The sequence below is a fragment of the Streptomyces sp. NPDC019890 genome (assembly GCF_044903445.1).
Classification (GTDB): Bacteria; Actinomycetota; Actinomycetes; order Streptomycetales; family Streptomycetaceae; genus Streptomyces.
The window spans coordinates 728,599-742,374 of the sequence record NZ_JBJDQK010000002.1; the positions used below are offsets into that span (position 1 = coordinate 728,599).

At 67.0% G+C, this 13,776-nt stretch carries 14 protein-coding genes and 1 pseudogene; 7 read left to right on the forward strand and 8 right to left on the reverse strand.

Annotated elements, in window-relative coordinates; all coding sequences use genetic code 11:
* Nucleotides 1–31: 31 nt before the first annotated feature.
* Both ACI2LP_RS07600 and ACI2LP_RS07605 read left to right on the forward strand, forming a co-directional pair.
* Nucleotides 32–1,153 carry a Gfo/Idh/MocA family oxidoreductase gene (locus tag ACI2LP_RS07600; RefSeq protein WP_404723599.1) on the forward strand — a complete coding sequence of 374 codons (1,122 nt, stop codon included), beginning with the start codon at nucleotides 32–34 and terminating at the stop codon, nucleotides 1,151–1,153.
* Nucleotides 1,150–1,626, forward strand: a complete 477-nt coding sequence (locus tag ACI2LP_RS07605; RefSeq protein WP_404723600.1) for a heme-degrading domain-containing protein — start codon at nucleotides 1,150–1,152, stop codon at nucleotides 1,624–1,626. The genes ACI2LP_RS07600 and ACI2LP_RS07605 overlap by 4 nt, the downstream gene beginning before the upstream one ends.
* Here the strand turns inward: ACI2LP_RS07605 and ACI2LP_RS07610 are convergent.
* From ACI2LP_RS07610 to ACI2LP_RS07630, 5 genes are all read right to left on the reverse strand, one after another.
* The gene (locus ACI2LP_RS07610; RefSeq protein WP_404723601.1) at nucleotides 1,610–2,359 is read right to left on the reverse strand and encodes a dienelactone hydrolase family protein; all 750 of its coding nucleotides are present in this window, start codon (nucleotides 2,357–2,359) and stop codon (nucleotides 1,610–1,612) included. The genes ACI2LP_RS07605 and ACI2LP_RS07610 overlap by 17 nt on opposite strands.
* A 168-nt stretch (nucleotides 2,360–2,527) precedes the next feature.
* Nucleotides 2,528–3,388: a fumarylacetoacetate hydrolase family protein gene (locus ACI2LP_RS07615; protein ID WP_404723602.1), complete on the reverse strand. Its 861-nt coding sequence runs from the start codon at nucleotides 3,386–3,388 to the stop codon at nucleotides 2,528–2,530.
* Nucleotides 3,389–3,513: 125 nt separating this feature from the next.
* Complete coding sequence (locus ACI2LP_RS07620) at nucleotides 3,514–4,251, reverse strand: YidC/Oxa1 family membrane protein insertase (protein ID WP_404723603.1); 738 nt, start codon at nucleotides 4,249–4,251, stop codon at nucleotides 3,514–3,516.
* A 92-nt stretch (nucleotides 4,252–4,343) separates the two neighbouring features.
* Entirely contained in the window at nucleotides 4,344–4,664 is a 321-nt protein-coding gene (locus ACI2LP_RS07625; protein ID WP_404723604.1) for a DUF6412 domain-containing protein, read from the reverse strand.
* Between the two features lie 43 nt (nucleotides 4,665–4,707).
* Nucleotides 4,708–5,487 carry a class E sortase gene (locus ACI2LP_RS07630; protein ID WP_404723605.1) on the reverse strand — a complete coding sequence of 260 codons (780 nt, stop codon included), beginning with the start codon at nucleotides 5,485–5,487 and terminating at the stop codon, nucleotides 4,708–4,710.
* A gap of 105 nt (nucleotides 5,488–5,592) precedes the next feature.
* Between ACI2LP_RS07630 and ACI2LP_RS07635 the strand changes: the two genes are divergently transcribed.
* Both ACI2LP_RS07635 and ACI2LP_RS07640 read left to right on the forward strand, forming a co-directional pair.
* The gene (locus tag ACI2LP_RS07635) at nucleotides 5,593–6,609 is read left to right on the forward strand and encodes an SEC-C metal-binding domain-containing protein (protein ID WP_404723606.1); all 1,017 of its coding nucleotides are present in this window, start codon (nucleotides 5,593–5,595) and stop codon (nucleotides 6,607–6,609) included.
* Nucleotides 6,610–6,667: 58 nt separating this feature from the next.
* Complete coding sequence (locus ACI2LP_RS07640) at nucleotides 6,668–9,808, forward strand: DUF3427 domain-containing protein (RefSeq protein ID WP_404723607.1); 3,141 nt, start codon at nucleotides 6,668–6,670, stop codon at nucleotides 9,806–9,808.
* On the opposite strand, the gene ACI2LP_RS07645 is transcribed toward ACI2LP_RS07640, so the two are convergent.
* From ACI2LP_RS07645 to ACI2LP_RS07655, 3 genes and pseudogenes are all read right to left on the reverse strand, one after another.
* A complete protein-coding gene (locus ACI2LP_RS07645; RefSeq protein ID WP_404723608.1) occupies nucleotides 9,805–10,146 on the reverse strand; it encodes an HNH endonuclease in 342 nt (113 codons plus the stop codon). The two genes, ACI2LP_RS07640 and ACI2LP_RS07645, sit on opposite strands and share 4 nt — an antisense overlap.
* Nucleotides 10,147–10,212: 66 nt before the next feature.
* Nucleotides 10,213–10,545: pseudogene (locus ACI2LP_RS07650) on the reverse strand (YDG/SRA domain-containing protein); the annotation flags it as partial.
* 344 nt (nucleotides 10,546–10,889) lie between these two features.
* Complete coding sequence (locus tag ACI2LP_RS07655) at nucleotides 10,890–11,546, reverse strand: ATP-binding protein (protein ID WP_404723609.1); 657 nt, start codon at nucleotides 11,544–11,546, stop codon at nucleotides 10,890–10,892.
* 207 nt (nucleotides 11,547–11,753) lie between these two features.
* Between ACI2LP_RS07655 and ACI2LP_RS07660 the strand changes: the two genes are divergently transcribed.
* The 3 genes from ACI2LP_RS07660 to ACI2LP_RS07670 all read left to right on the forward strand — a co-directional run bounded on the left by ACI2LP_RS07660 (nucleotide 11,754) and on the right by ACI2LP_RS07670 (nucleotide 13,734).
* Nucleotides 11,754–12,599, forward strand: a complete 846-nt coding sequence (locus ACI2LP_RS07660; protein WP_404723610.1) for a helix-turn-helix domain-containing protein — start codon at nucleotides 11,754–11,756, stop codon at nucleotides 12,597–12,599.
* On the forward strand, nucleotides 12,599–12,793 hold the full coding sequence (locus ACI2LP_RS07665) for a DUF397 domain-containing protein (RefSeq protein WP_404723611.1): 195 nt from the start codon (nucleotides 12,599–12,601) through the stop codon (nucleotides 12,791–12,793). Before ACI2LP_RS07660 ends, ACI2LP_RS07665 begins: the two co-directional genes overlap by 1 nt.
* 146 nt (nucleotides 12,794–12,939) lie before the next feature.
* Nucleotides 12,940–13,734, forward strand: a complete 795-nt coding sequence (locus ACI2LP_RS07670; RefSeq protein WP_404723612.1) for a hypothetical protein — start codon at nucleotides 12,940–12,942, stop codon at nucleotides 13,732–13,734.
* The last annotated feature ends 42 nt before the right edge of the window (nucleotides 13,735–13,776 follow it).

Genomic DNA, 13,776 nt, shown 5'->3' on the forward strand with positions numbered 1-13,776 from the left:
CTTTGGCAACACCGTTGCTTAAGTGGAGTGCATGACTGGCACCGGCACCCGCACTCCCCTCCGCGTCGGACTCGTCGGCTACGGCCTCGCGGGCTCCGTCTTCCACGCCCCGCTGATCGCCGCCACCGAGGGCCTCGCCCTCGACACCGTCGTCACCTCGAACCCGGAGCGGCAGGAGCAGGCCCGCGCCGAATTCCCCGACGTACGCCTCGCGGCCACGCCCGACGAGCTCTGGCCCCGCGCCGACGAGCTCGATCTCATCGTGATCGCCTCCCCCAACAAGACTCATGTCCCGATCGCCACCGCCGCACTCAAAGCCGGCCTCCCGGTCGTCGTGGACAAGCCGATCGCGGGCACCGCGGCCGAGGCGCGCGAGCTCGCCGCCCTCGCCGAGGAGCGCGGGCTGCTGCTCTCGGTCTTCCAGAACCGCCGCTGGGACAACGACTTCCTCACCGTCCGCCGGCTCGTCGCGGACGGCGAGCTCGGTGACGTACTGCGCTTCGAGTCCCGCTTCGAGCGATGGCGGCCGCAGCTCAAGGGCGGCTGGCGCGAGTCGGGCGACCCGCAGGAGATCGGTGGTCTGCTGTTCGACCTGGGCAGCCATGTCGTCGACCAGGCGCTGGCCCTGTTCGGCCCGGCCGTACAGGTCTACGCCGAGTCGGACGTACGCCGCCCGGGCGCCGAGGCCGACGACGACACCTTCTTCGCGCTCACGCACGCGAGCGGCGTCCGCTCGCACCTGTACGTCAGCGCCGTCACCGCACAACTCGGCCCGCGCTTGCGGGTGCTGGGCTCCAGAGCCGGATACGTGAAGTACGGACTCGACCCACAGGAAGCCGCCCTGCGCGACGGCAAGCGCCCGTCCCCCGACCGGACGGGCAAGGCCGGCAGGACCGACCGGAGCGGCGAGAACTGGGGCGTCGAGCCCGAGTCGCTGTGGGGCCGGATCGGCGCCGGGGAGTCCCCGCTGACCGGCGGGGGCCGCCCGGTCGAGACGCTGCCGGGCGACTACCCGGCGTACTACGCGGCCATCGCCGCCGCCCTGCGCGGCACCGGCGAGAACCCGGTCACCGCCCACGAGGCCGCGGCCACGCTCGACGTCCTGGAGGCGGCCCGCCGGTCCGCCCGCGAGGGAATCACGGTGTCGCTGTGAGCACCCCGGTCGCCCCCGAGATCGCGGAACTCGAAGCGCAGGAAGCCCGCCTGACGCTGCGCCGGTTCACGCACGACGACGCCTGGGCGCTGGGCAGCATGCTGGTCGAGATGGCCCGGCTGCGCGAGGCTCCCGTCGCGATCGGCATCCACCGCGGGCCGCAGCAGCTCTTCCACTCAGCGCTGCCGGGTTCGAGCGCGGACAACGACGCCTGGATCGACCTCAAGCGCCGGGTCGTCGAGCGCTACGGCGAGAGCTCGCTCCTTGTCGGCAGCCGCTTCCGGGCCAAGGGCAGGACGTTCGAGACGGACTCCCGTCTCGACCCGGACACCTACGCGGCCCACGGCGGCTCGTTCCCGATCAAGATCAAGGCCGTGGGCGTCGTCGGCACCATCACGGTCTCGGGCCTCCCTCAGCTCGAGGACCACGCGATGGTGGTCGAGGCGCTGGAGCGGTTCACCGCAGATCACTGAGCAGGTCCGTCACCCGCCGCCATGAGTCCTCGGCGATCTCGGGCCGGTACGTGTCGCGCTCGTCGCAGAAGAAGCCGTGTGGCGTATCGGGATACACGACGAGCTCGTGCCGTACACCAGCGGCCGTCAACTCGCCGCCGATCTGCTCCACTTGGCCGCCCGTCACCGCGTGATCCGCGCCGCCCACCAGGATCAACAGCCGCCCCTTGATACCGGCCGCAAGACCGAGCGACGGCTCGGGCCGGCTGACGGGGATGTCGGTGCTGGTCAGCCAGCCCGGGTAGAAGGCGGCGGTGACCGCGAGGTCCAGCCGGGCGGCGGCGATGAAGGCGAAGTGGCCGCCGACACTGAAGCCGACCATGCCGGTGCGCGCGGTGGTGCTCTCGTACTCACGCAGATACGCCATCGCGGCCGCCACATCGCGCACCACCCCGTCCCGGGTGAGCCTGTCGATGAGTTCGAAGCCGTGTGCCCGGCCCTCGTCCCCGTACGGGAGTGCGGCTCGGGGTTCGGTGCGGTGGTGGAAGTCGGGGGCGACGGCCACATGGCCGAGCGCGGCGATGCGACGGGTGACCTCCTCGATGTGCCCGTTCACGCCGAAGAGCTCGGGGGCGACCACCACTCCGGGGAAAACGCCCGGCGCGTCAGGGCGGGCGACATAGGCACCCATGACAGTCGGGTGCGGGAGTTCGTCAGGTACAGGTATCTCGACCCAGCGATTCTCGGTCTTCATGCCGCGAACCGTACGACGCGTACCCCATGGCCAACCAATAGGGTTCAGACGGGGAGCCATTGGAATCCCAATGCGTGTCCCGGGAGACGAAGGGTGCGGCCCACCGGTCAGGAGGCGGACCGCACCACTTCACCTGCACGACGTACAACGCGCGTTACCCGGGGCGAGTTACGCGTCCTTGAGCTCCTGGCGCTGCCGGCCGAGCCCGTCGACCTCCAGCTCCACCACATCCCCGGCCCGCAGGAACGGCTTCGGCTCGGGCCGGCCCAGCGCCACCCCCGCCGGTGTCCCCGTGTTGATCACGTCGCCGGGATACAGCGTCATGAACTGGCTGACGTAGCGCACGACTTCGGCCACCGGGAAGATCTGGTCCGCCGTCGTACCGTTCTGCTTGAGCTCGCCGTTCACCCACAGCTTCAGGCTCAGCGCCTGCGGGTCCGGCACCTCGTCCGCCGTCACCAGCCACGGGCCCAGCGGGTTGAAGGTCTCGCAGTTCTTGCCCTTGTCCCAGGTGCCGCCGCGCTCGATCTGGAACTCCCGCTCCGAGACGTCGTGCGAGACCGCGTACCCCGCGACATACGCCAGCGGGTCCTCGTCGTCCTCCACGTAGCGGGCCGTACGCCCGATGACCACCGCGAGCTCGACCTCCCAGTCGGTCTTGCGGCTGCGGCGCGGCACCAGCACGGTGTCGTACGGCCCGACCACCGTGTCCGCCGCCTTGAAGAAGACGACCGGCTCGGCCGGTGTGTCCGCGCCGGTCTCGGCCGCGTGGTCGTGGTAGTTCAGCCCGATGCACACGACCTTGCCGATACGGGCGAGCGGCGGCCCGGTCCGCAGTCCGTCGGCCTCCAGTACGGGCAGCTCGCCGGCGTCCGCCGCGTCCCGTATCCGGGCCAGGGCGGAGGCGTCGGCGAGCAGCTCCCCATCGATGTCCGCGACAAGGCCGGACAGGTCGCGCAGCGTCGTCCCGTCCTGGTCGAGCAGAGCAGGTCGCTCGGCGCCCGCCGTGCCGACACGCAGCAGTTTCATGGTCTGTCTCCCCTGGTCGAGTGCGAGCCCGGTCGATGGGTAGCGGCCATCGGGAGGATCGGAGGATTGGCTGATCCTCCAAGAGATCGGACCACTCTGCAAGACCCCGTTCACAACCTGGACCTTTACGCGGCGGTAGCAAGCGCGCCCGCGGTCGGCATGTCCCGATACAGGAACGCGCGCTCGACGGCCGTCCAGGCGGTGGTGGTGACGACGTAGAGCGCGGCGGCGAGGGGCACCACGGCCACGGTGAAGAGCGTGGCGAAGGAGAGCAGCGGCATGATCTTCGTCATCGCACCCATCCCGGGCGTGCCCGCCTGGGGCAGCGGCGCGGCCGCCATCTGCCGCTTCGTACGCCCGTAGTTGAACGTCGCCACGGCCACGACAACCGCGAAGAGCACCACGTACACCGTCCCTGCCCCGCCGAAGAACCCGCCGTGCGCGAGGGCGTCGGTCCAGCGGTCGCCGAGCGGCGCGGCGAAGAGGGTGTGCGAGAGCAGACCGTTCGGCTCGCCACCGATCCGCGAGCTGGAGAACAGGTGGTACATCAGGAAGAACGCCGGCAACTGCAGCAGACTCGGCAGGCAGCCGGACAGCGGCGAGACCTGCTCCTTCGCATGCAACTCCATGACCGCCTTCTGCATGCGCTCGGGGTTCTCGGCGTGCTTCGTGCGCAGCTCGGCGATCTGCGGCGAGAGCCTGGCCTTGGCCTTCTGACCGCGGGCGGCGGCCCGCGAGAGCGGGTGGACGGCGAGCCGTACGAGCGCGGTGAAGACGACGATCGCGGCGGCGGTGGCGGACGTGTGGAACAGCGGCTGAAGCAGGTCGGCGAGATGCGCGACCAGGCTGGCGAAGATCGACATGGGTGAGCCCTCCGAGGGTCTCGTCGTGCCGGAATCAAGGACATAGCGGCATGACGACCCGCGAGGGGTGTGTACGAGAAGTGCGGTTTCCCCTACGCGGCCGTCAGGAGGGCACGGCCGGGCGCTCGGGGCCTGGTCCGCCCCTTCGCATCGGGATCGCGCTGCGGGAGGAACGCGGTGCGCTGCTCACGGTCGCGGATGGCGGTACGGACCCGCGTGCGCGGCACAGCGGGCGCGCAACGCGCGCTGATGACGGCGCAGAAGACAAGCGCGGACCCGGCCGCGGCGGTGGCGGTCGCGGCGAGCGCGAGGGCGGCGGAGAGGCTGCCGCCGTCGATGATCAGGACTTCGACGAGAAGGAGGAACACAAGCGCGGCGGGACGCAGCAGCTGCGTAGGCCTGAGCCTGTCCATGCCCGCCTCCTCTCCTCACGTCTGCGGTTCGACTCAGCAGAGCTTAGCGCGGACGCATTGATCTGAGCTTGCCCCAGACGGCAAGCCGGTACTTCGAGCTGAACTCGGGCGTGCAGGTCGTGAGGGTGAGGTAGTAGCCGGGCTCGCGGTACCCGGCGGAGGGTTTGACAAGGCTGCGCGGTACGCGGGCGATGACCCCCGTATCGCGGGAAGAGGTCTGTGCCAGTGAGGCGTCGATCACATACAGGTACACGCCCTCCCTCGTCTCCACCTGCACCTCGTCCCCGCTCCGCAGCCGGTTGATGTGGCGGAAGGGCTCGCCGTGGGTGTTGCGATGCCCGGCGACGGCGAAGTTCCCGGCCTCGCCGGGCTGCGCGGTCCCGGGGTAGTGCCCGACGTAGCCCTTGTCGAGGACTCCCCTCTTACCGATCCCCTGCGCGACGGGGGCGACGACGCCGAGGCGGGGAATGCGGAGGATCGCGTACGCCTGGTCCCAGCGGGGAGCGGAGTTCTGCACGGCGGGCCGGCCGCGGCTCTCGCCGGCCTCGTTGCCGCCCGCGGCCGGCTCGGGCGCGGGCGGCGACTCCACCGGCCCGGGCAACCCGGCAGCAGGCGCCCCCCACTCCCGCTCCATGGCCCGCACCCTGTGCTCGGCGCCTTGCCGGGCCTGCCGGTTGGTCCACCACAGCTGGTGCACGACAAGGAGGAGCATGACGACGCCGAGGGTGACGGCGACCTCGGCCGCGGCCCACAGCCCATGGGCGAGCGTGGCCCGCCTCCGCGAGCTGCGCCCCTGCACCACGACCCGTATCCGCTGCCGCACGGACGCAAGATAGGGGCTGACCGCCCAAGTCACCAGGCGCAGACAAGGTACTCAAGAGATCAGGCTCACCCCGCCGAACCGCCGTACAGCAGTACGGTGTCCCCCATGCGCCCCGACACGCCTGCCGATCACATCGCCGAAGCCGAGCGCCTGCTGCGTACCGCTGCGCAGTACCCCGAGGACCACGAGCCGCTGCTCCTCCAAGCCGCGGCCCACCTGGAACTGGCGGGCGACCGCGAAAGCGCCTCCACCCTCTACGACCGCCTCCTCTCGGCGACCCCCGAACACCCCCTGTTGATCAAGGCTCTCCAGGCGGCGAACCTCTGGGAGTACGGCCACGAGGCAGAGGCCCGCGCCCTGATCAACGGCATCCGCACGGCGGCCCCGGCGGACCCCCTGCCGTGGGAGATCATCGCCGAGACGCTGGAGTCCCACGACGAGCTCGAGGCGTCCCACGACTGCTTCACCACGGCCCTGACCCTGCTCCTCCCGGGGGACGACGACGAGGTCCCGTACGCCACCCAGTCCCTCCTGACGGGCCGCCACCGCGTCCGCCGCCTCCTGGGCCTGCCCCACGACGACCGGGACGCCCTGGCCGACATGGTCCACGCGTCCCACACGACGGACGTCACCCTGGACGAACTCCACGACCCGAAGCGCCTGTGGGCCCTCGGCTCGGACAACCCGGCAGAACTCCAGGCCGAAATCGCCCGCCTCCGCTCCGAACTGGGCTCGTTCCGCTCGGCGTTGTCCCGCCCGTTCCCGGTGGCGGTCCTCCACTGGCCGGAGTCGGAGCTGAACGAACTCCTCGCGGCCTACCCGGAGTTGGAATCGGAGTACCCGACGCGCACGGCCCACCTGACGGACCTCGAGGCGTCGCTGCGGGACCTGTCCTCCACGGGCACGGAGAATCTGGGCATCGTGACGGGGACGGTCCCGTCGTACGAGGCGTTCGCAGCCTCGGAGCAGTCGTCACCGGCGAACGCGGACCTGCTGCCGCAGTACGCAACGACGCTGGCGGCGAGGGGGAGGGCGGTGGCGTGGCCGCCGGCGAAGGGGGCGGCTTGCTGGTGCGGGTCGGGGGTGGTGTACAGGGATTGCCACGGCACAGACCCGATCTGACGCTGCTGTCAGTGACGCCTGATATCTCTGGGAGGGTCTGAACGGGGAGGGAAACGCGATGACGGGTTCCGTCGATGCCAATCAGCCGGTCGCCGGGCTGTACGAGCAGCTGATCACCTTGCGACTTGAGAACCAGCTCAAGAAGCTCAGCGCAGGTAACAGCTGGCACGCCATCGACGATGAGGTGGGACCAGAGTCATCGCCTCACGTCATCGCGCGGCACGTCGCCGAGACCATGCGGCGCGTACTGGAAAGGCTGCCTGCGGCGGAACGTGTTCACGCGGCCAACCACATCCTGGAGTCGATGAACACGATCGACGGGGCGCGGGAGTGGGTCGACCTGGTCGCTGACGGCCCACGTCAGCTGCTCGCCATCGCCGAGCAGGAGGCGAAAGGCGTGTACGCGATCCGACCCGCGACGCCCCTGTCCGAGACCGCGCTCATCACCAACTCCCCAGAAGACCCAAGCCTCGGCTTTGAATTGCGCGCTGAGCTGGCGACCGCAGACCATGTCGACCTGCTCTGTGCCTTTGTGAAATGGCATGGGCTTCGCGTCATCGAGCAGTCCCTCGAAGCGGCACACGCGCGTGGCGTTCCCATTCGTGTCATCACAACGACGTACATCGGCGCAACCGAACGGCGGGCGCTGGACAGGCTGGTCCAGAAGTTCAACGCCGAGGTGAAGGTCAACTACGAACTGCGGTCAACGCGCCTCCACGCCAAGGCATGGCTTTTCCGACGCAACAGCGGCTACGACACCGCGTATGTGGGGAGCAGCAACCTCTCAAAGGCCGCACTCCTCGATGGCCTGGAGTGGAACGTCCGACTCTCCTCCATCGCGACTCCCGATGTGCTCCGCAAGTTTGAAGCGACATTCGACTCCTACTGGAGCGAGTCCGCGTTTGAGCTGTACGCCCCTGATCGAGACTCTGCCCGCCTGGATGAAGCGCTTCAACTCGCCGGCCGGGGAACCACTAACCTGGCGGGGCGCCACATCACCCTGTCTGGCCTGGAAGTGCGTCCGTACGCTCACCAGCGCGACATGCTGGAGCGGCTTGAGGTTGAACGTACCGTCCACGATCGACATCGCGCACTGCTGGTCGCTGCGACTGGCACGGGCAAGACCGTCATGGCCGCTCTCGACTACAAGCACCTGCGGCGGAAGTACGGACGGGACCTGCGACTGCTCTTCGTCGCCCACCGCCAGGAGATCCTCCGACAGTCCCTCCGCACCTACCAAGACGTCCTGGTTGACGCCAACTTCGGCGAAGAGTTGCACAGCAGCATCGTTCCTGAGGAGTGGACACACGTCTTCGCGAGCGTCCAGTCCCTCAACGCTCGCTCTCTGGAGCGCTTCGCTCCGGACCACTTCGATGTCATCGTCATCGATGAGTTCCACCATGGGGTGTCACCCACCTATCGCAAGATCATCGATCACTTCAACCCTCTTGAGCTGCTCGGCCTGACAGCCACGCCAGAGCGGATGGACGGCCGCAACGTCCAGGACGAGTTCTTCGATGGGCGCATCGCGGCCGAGATGCGCCTATGGGAGGCCCTTGAGAACGATCTCTTGAGTCCCTTCCACTACTTCGGCGTGACTGACAACACCGACATGAGCGCCATCGCTTGGAAGCGGGGCTCTTACGATGCCTTGGCGCTCGGCAATCTCTTTACCGGGAACGACGCCCGCGCTCGCCTCGTCGTGCAAGCGGTCATAGACAAGGTCACCGACCCCGGCACCATGCGCGCCCTCGGGTTCTGTGTGTCCGTCCCGCACGCCCACTTCATGGCCAACTTCTTTCGCCGCGCTGGTCTCAACGCCATCGCGCTGTCCGGCGAGACACCGCGTGATGAACGTAGGGCGGCACTCGATGCCCTGAAGTCGGGTGAGTTGCAGGTCATCTTTTCGGTCGACCTCTTCAACGAGGGTCTGGACATCCCAGACGTCGACACGCTGCTCCTGCTACGCCCGACAGCGAGCGCGACGGTCTTTCTTCAGCAACTGGGGCGCGGGCTTCGGAGGAGCGAGGGCAAGGCGGTGCTGACCGTCCTGGACTTCATCGGCCAGCACCGTAAGGAGTTTCGGTTCGAGGAGCAGTTCCGAGCGCTGACCAATCTGACGCGCAATCGTCTCCTCGCCAACATCGAGTACGACTTCCCCCAGCTCCCGTCTGGCTGTCAGATCGTCCTTGAGCCCAAGGCCAAGGAATTGATCATCGACAACATCCGAAGCCAAATCAGCGTCAATGTCACGCAGCTCGCCCGGGAGGTCGGCCAGTACGGTGAGCCAGAGCTCTCGGCCTATCTCAGGGAGGGCGGACGCGAACTCAAGGAGATCTACCGGGGTAACGGCAACTCATGGACAGGCCTCCTACGCCGCGCCAAGCTGCTGTCGGGGCCTGCGCCGGAAGGCGAGGGCACACTCCTCAAGCGGGTCTCCGCGTTCTTGCACGTTGATGACCCTCAGCGTGTGGCGGCGTACACCAAGCTCCTCGAGGACGACGCCCCGGCGTACGACGACCTCGGCGCCCGCGAGCAAGCGTATGCGCGCATGCTCTACTTCTCGCTTTGGCCTCTTGGCGGCTTCGCCAGCTACCAGGAAGCCTTCGACTCACTCCGCCCGCAGGACGCGTTCCGCAACGAACTACGTCAGGTACTAGCTCATGCCCTCGAGAGCGCAGACCACGTCCCGGTCCCCCTCTTCGAAGACCTCGCCGGTCTCCCTCTCACAGTGCACTCTTCGTACAGCCGCGAGGAGATCCTTCCGGCCCTTGGCCAGTCCTTTATCGGCGGCTTCATGCCCGGTCACTTCCGTGAGGGCGTGAAGTGGTGCGAGAGCATCCAGACCGATGCCCTTCTGATCACCTTGGAGAAGGACGAGAAGGACTTCTCCCCGCAGACTCGGTACAAGGACTACGCCATGAACGAGGCCCTCTTCCACTGGGAGTCCCAGAACCAGACCTCCGAGACCTCCCCCACCGGCATCCGCTACCAGACCCACAAGGAGAACGGCTCCCACGTTCTCCTCTTCGTGCGCCGCTACAAGAAGACGGACATCGGCGGACCGCAGCCCTGGATGCTGCTGGGCCCCGCCGAATATGTGGAGCACAAGGGCAGCAAGCCGATGGGGATCACATGGAAGCTCAGGCATGAGATCCCGGCCGACGTCTGGACCTACTCAGCCATTGCCGCCGGTTAGGACCTCTCACCGTCGATCTTCCAGAAACGGCGATGGGCCCGTATAAACCTCTGCTGTATCCGATGCTCTTCCACTGTCGCAAGCCTCACCACCGGCAAGGTTGGGCCCTCCGCATAGCGATCGACGATCTCCAAATCATCGGTGAAGTAGATCGCCCCACGGTCCAGCCGCACATGACAGTTGGGGCATAGACACAAGACGTTTCCATCGACATCCGGCCCGTTGGTGGGTTTGCCTAGCGCCTGGATATGAGCACCCTCTGCATAGCTCGCACCACCCGCGCCAACGACCAGTGGAAGTCGACATATTTGGCACGTGTGCTGGTACCACCGCTTCACGCGGCGGGCAACCGCTGTGTCTCGGACGATGCGCTCAACCGTACCGTCACTCGAGGCGGAGCACCTTCAAGCATGTCCTGGACCTGCTGCTCGATGGGAGTCAACTCCTGTCGATCGTCCACAAGGCGACGTAGCTTGAACCTGCATATCTGGAAGCCGGACACCCTCGGTTTCTGCCCGCTCCTCGACGATTTCGTACAGCCCGCCGTAGCGATATCCGCTCACGGGCGAGTAATTCAGATCACCGCCCCGTCCGCGAATGACACGAATCGGATACCCCTTAATTCGGCTTCGCCGCAAGCCAGAGTTCCCGCAGTTCTCCGAGTTCTGGTCCGCTATCTGCCGGCCGGTGTTCTCGTCTCGACTACCAGCGCCCGTATAAAGAACCTCGCCCCATTCATCACGATCACCTCGTAGCCCTCACTGAGCACGATCGCGTCGGCAGCCCGCTCTCCGTCGTCATCGCGTCCCCACGAGATCCCGGCTCGCTGCTCCTTGTGGAGCCTCGCAATCCTTGACTCCCTGCCGGGAGTCGAAGTGCGTGCCGGGGAGAACGTCGCCCACGTGTCCGAAGACAGCTCTGCATGACATCCGGACATGCTGTCGACCTACCGATCGAGTTCGATCAGATCAGCTGCACTTTGATCACAAGTGTCTGAAATCGATTGCTGTATGACTCGTTCTCGAACTCTGGCCCAGGGAGTCGACACTCAATGGGGAATGGACTGGGCGAGAACTGCCCCTTATGCCGCTTCACCCGTCTCGGACTCGAAGTGCATCTGTGCGCGGTCCAGCACTTCATCCGGATCACAACCGTGAGCTCGCACCCAGTGGAGGAGGTCACCGATCAGGCAGACCAACGCCTGCTTGGCCACGGTCAAGGTGAGTGGGGTGGCATCCCGACGCCGGGCGGCGACACCATCGCCGTAGAGCGCGAGGAGCGCTTCCGCCTTCGAGACTCGCGCCCCACCTGCGTGACCGTTAGCCGTGGCGAGGCCGGTGCTGAGTTCGCACCAGGTCGTCTTGCCTGAGTCACTGATGATCACGCCCCAGCGATCGGCCAGAGCATCCACCAGTCCCACACCGCGACCACGCTCCGCATCAGGCCCAAGGTCCAAGAGCATTGGAAGTGCCCCGGAGTCAGGGTCGCGCATCTCGAGTCGAAGATAGGTACCCGACATCGAGACGCCGAGTGTGGCCGGGGTGCCAGAGCCGATGTGAGTGATGACGTTCGTGGCCAGCTCACTTACGCAGAGCTGCGCAGCCTCAACGAGATCCGGCAGGCCCCACAACCTCAAGTGCAGTCGCATCACCCGTCGCAGTCCGGCAACCTCCGAAGCCTCGGCCAAGAACGGGAGCTCCCACGGCTTTCTTAGGACCTTGCATCGACATTCGTCCATGGCGCCCACTCCATTCGACCATGATGATGGTTGCGCTCCGTAGCGCTTCGATGTCTCCAGGGTGACAGCGAAACTCTCAATATGGAACTCTCACAAGGTGGCTCAGGGAGCACGTCCTCTCTCCGCGCGCCCCCAGCGTGCGCTGTCTTGTCGGCATCGGGCTGCACCGTGCACGCTCTGGGGAGATCGACACGAAGGGCCTCGACCATGGCAGTTGGACCCACAACCCGCAGGCGCCAACTCGGCGCTGACCTGCGCCGTCTACGTGAGCGCAAGGGCCTCACTCTGGAGGAAGCGGGGGCTTTGGTTGGCGTCTCCAAGGCCACCTTGAGTCGCTACGAGACTAAGGAAGGCTCCGTCAAGTGGCCAGCAGTGGATGCGCTCTGCCGCGAGTACGGGGCTTCGGACCAGGAACGCGCGACGCTCGTCGAGTTGGCCAAGGGCGCGAAGATCCAAGGCTGGTGGCGATCTCTTGCCGATCCAATCCCTGACTCGATGAATCTCATGCTGACCCTCGAGGACGAGGTGGTACGCGAGGACCACTACGCCTGCATGTACGTACCTGGCCTGCTTCAGACCCGCGCATACGCAGAAGCAGTACACCGCGCTTCCGAGATGCGTTGCACAGATCAGGAGATTGCCCACATGGTCGAAATTCGAATGAAGCGCCAGGAACTCCTCGACCGGGAGGAACCTCCGCACATCTGGGCCGTGATCGACGAGGCAGTCATCCGGCGTATGGTCGGCGGTCGCGAAGTGATGCTGGAGCAACTGGAGCAACTGCTTGCGCTGGCAGGGGGTCCGCAAGTAACGGTTCAAATACTGCCGTTCGCGGCCGGTGCCCATGCCGCCGCGGTCGGCAGCTTCGTCATCCTCGGTGGGCCCACACCCGAACTCGACGTCGTGTACGTCGACATCATCGGCGGTGGCCTGTTCATGGAGAAGCCGCAGGAACTGGAGCGCTATAAGTTGGCGTTCGAGTACCTGCGCGCGCAGGCGCTGGACATCGATGCGTCAGCCGCGCTCCTGGATCGGGTCTGCAGGGAGCTGTGATGGATCAGGAAGACGTCCGCTGGGTCAAGTCTTCGTACAGCGGAGGAAGCGGCACCGAGTGCGTCGAGGTCGCCGCGTCCGCTATCGACATCGCCGTGCGGGACTCCAAGGACCCGCACGGCCCTCGCATCGCTCTCCGGTCCCCCACCTGGGGTGACTTCGTGACCGCTCTGCGCCAAGGGCGACTCAGGTAGGCCCCCCATCCAGACCGGAGGTGGCGGGTGCGCCGCGCCCGTGGTGAGCCGTGCGTTCAACGGATGCCCTCCAGTCCGGGTACTGGCCCCGAGCCCATGGTGACGTGCCCGCGGGCCGGCGGTGCGCGTGTCGTAGCGTCATGGCCATGACCACGCCGTCACAGCCACCACACCAGAATCCGGGCCCGTACGGTCCGCCCGCGCAGCAGCCGTATGCGCATCACGTCCCGCCTCAGCACCCGTACGGTCAGCCTGGGCCCTATCCGCAGTTCTCGGGCACCTGGGCGCCACCGCAGCCGAAGAAGAGGACGGGTCTGGTCGTCGGCATCGTCGCCGGCTCCTTGGTCCTGCTCGGCGGCCTCGGCTACGGCCTGTTCCTCGCGTTGAACGCCGCCGGGGTCGCGGACGGCGACTGGCCGAAGGCCACACACCAACTGAGCGTGCCGCAGACACTGCTGGACGGCGAGTACACGCTGGCCAAGGACTCCTCAAAGACGAAGGGGAAGCAGCTCCTCAAGGATCTGCAGGACCACCGTATTCGGGTTCATGCAGCGACCCTCGCCACGTACACCGGCGGGGCGTCCGGTTCCGAGACGCTGGTCGTCACCGGTCTGCATGGACAGATCCGGGAGGCGAAGTACGTCCGCCGGGAGATGCTGCAGGGCCTCGAGGAACCGTCCGAGGGCAACGAGCTGTTCGCCCCGCCCAAGGACGTCACCCCGGCAGGCTCCGACGTGACGCTGAGCTGCGCGGTGATGAGCTCCCAGGACGACAAGCCGGTCACCAGCCCCGCCTGCGCGTGGGCCGACGGGAGCACCGCCGCCGCTGTGTTGTTCGCCGGCGCCGAGCTGGACAAGCAGCGCCCAGAGAACATCGACCTAAGGAAGTACGCAGAGCTCACCCTCAAGGTCCGCGCTCAGACACGTCAGCCGATCAGCTGATCCGGCCCAAAGGCCGCTTAGGGTGTTCAGCCGGCAGGAGGC

Coding starts and splice junctions, on each gene's coding strand:
- ACI2LP_RS07655 (WP_404723609.1), bottom strand. CDS start 11,546: ATGGACGAATGTCGATGCAAGGTCCTAAGAAAGCCGTGGGAGCTCCCG.
- ACI2LP_RS07670 (WP_404723612.1), top strand. CDS start 12,940: ATGACCACGCCGTCACAGCCACCACACCAGAATCCGGGCCCGTACGGT.
- ACI2LP_RS07615 (WP_404723602.1), bottom strand. CDS start 3,388: ATGAAACTGCTGCGTGTCGGCACGGCGGGCGCCGAGCGACCTGCTCTG.
- ACI2LP_RS07620 (WP_404723603.1), bottom strand. CDS start 4,251: ATGTCGATCTTCGCCAGCCTGGTCGCGCATCTCGCCGACCTGCTTCAG.
- ACI2LP_RS07625 (WP_404723604.1), bottom strand. CDS start 4,664: ATGGACAGGCTCAGGCCTACGCAGCTGCTGCGTCCCGCCGCGCTTGTG.
- ACI2LP_RS07665 (WP_404723611.1), top strand. CDS start 12,599: ATGGATCAGGAAGACGTCCGCTGGGTCAAGTCTTCGTACAGCGGAGGA.
- ACI2LP_RS07600 (WP_404723599.1), top strand. CDS start 32: ATGACTGGCACCGGCACCCGCACTCCCCTCCGCGTCGGACTCGTCGGC.
- ACI2LP_RS07640 (WP_404723607.1), top strand. CDS start 6,668: ATGACGGGTTCCGTCGATGCCAATCAGCCGGTCGCCGGGCTGTACGAG.
- ACI2LP_RS07635 (WP_404723606.1), top strand. CDS start 5,593: ATGCGCCCCGACACGCCTGCCGATCACATCGCCGAAGCCGAGCGCCTG.
- ACI2LP_RS07610 (WP_404723601.1), bottom strand. CDS start 2,359: ATGAAGACCGAGAATCGCTGGGTCGAGATACCTGTACCTGACGAACTC.
- ACI2LP_RS07660 (WP_404723610.1), top strand. CDS start 11,754: ATGGCAGTTGGACCCACAACCCGCAGGCGCCAACTCGGCGCTGACCTG.